The organism is Corynebacterium sp. ACRPJ (genome assembly GCF_022347345.1).
GTDB lineage: Bacteria > Actinomycetota > Actinomycetes > Mycobacteriales > Mycobacteriaceae > Corynebacterium > Corynebacterium tuberculostearicum_D.
In genome coordinates, this window is the sequence record NZ_JAKRNC010000040.1 from 1 (window position 1) to 647 (window position 647).

Genomic DNA, 647 nt, shown 5'->3' on the forward strand with positions numbered 1-647 from the left:
AATTCGGCTAAAGCAGCCCTAGCTGTGGACTCGTCTGTGGCGGTGTAGACCTTCTTCAACGCGGCTGATACAGCCCGGCGATCCCCGTAGGCTACCCACCGGTTCGCGGCACGTATCAGGTGCACGATACAGGTTTGCACCATAGAGTTCGGCCAGGTTGCCTCGACTGCTTCTGGTAGGCCTTTCAGCCCGTCACAGCAGACGATAAAGACGTCTTTGACACCACGGTTAGAAAGATTGGCGCATACCTGCGCCCAAAATGAAGCGCCTTCTTCTTTGGCAATCCACAATCCTAAAATGTGTTTGATGCCGTCAAGGTCCACACCGATTGCCATGTACGCACTCTTGTTGACTACCCGGCCGCCATCGCGGACTTTAATGCGCAGCGCGTCCAGGAAAATGACCGGGTAGAACTCATCTAGCTGGCGGTTTTGCCAGACCATAACCTCATCCAAGACGGCGTCAGTAACCGCTGAAATCGTCTCATGGGAGATATCAACCCGCATCGCCGTTGCCATGTGGTGCTGGATATCCCTGATTGTCATCCCACCGGCGTACAAGCTGACAATCATGTCATCGACATCAGTTAAACGTCTCGAGCCTTTAGGGACCATAGTTGGGATAAACGTCCCAGTCCTGTCTCTGGG

General features: G+C 53.9%; 1 protein-coding gene. It reads right to left on the minus strand.

All coding sequences use genetic code 11. From position 1 onward, the window contains the following. Positions 1 to 647, minus strand: a 647-nt coding sequence (locus tag MHY08_RS11605) for an IS256 family transposase (protein WP_239236781.1), incomplete at both ends; no start/stop codon positions are given.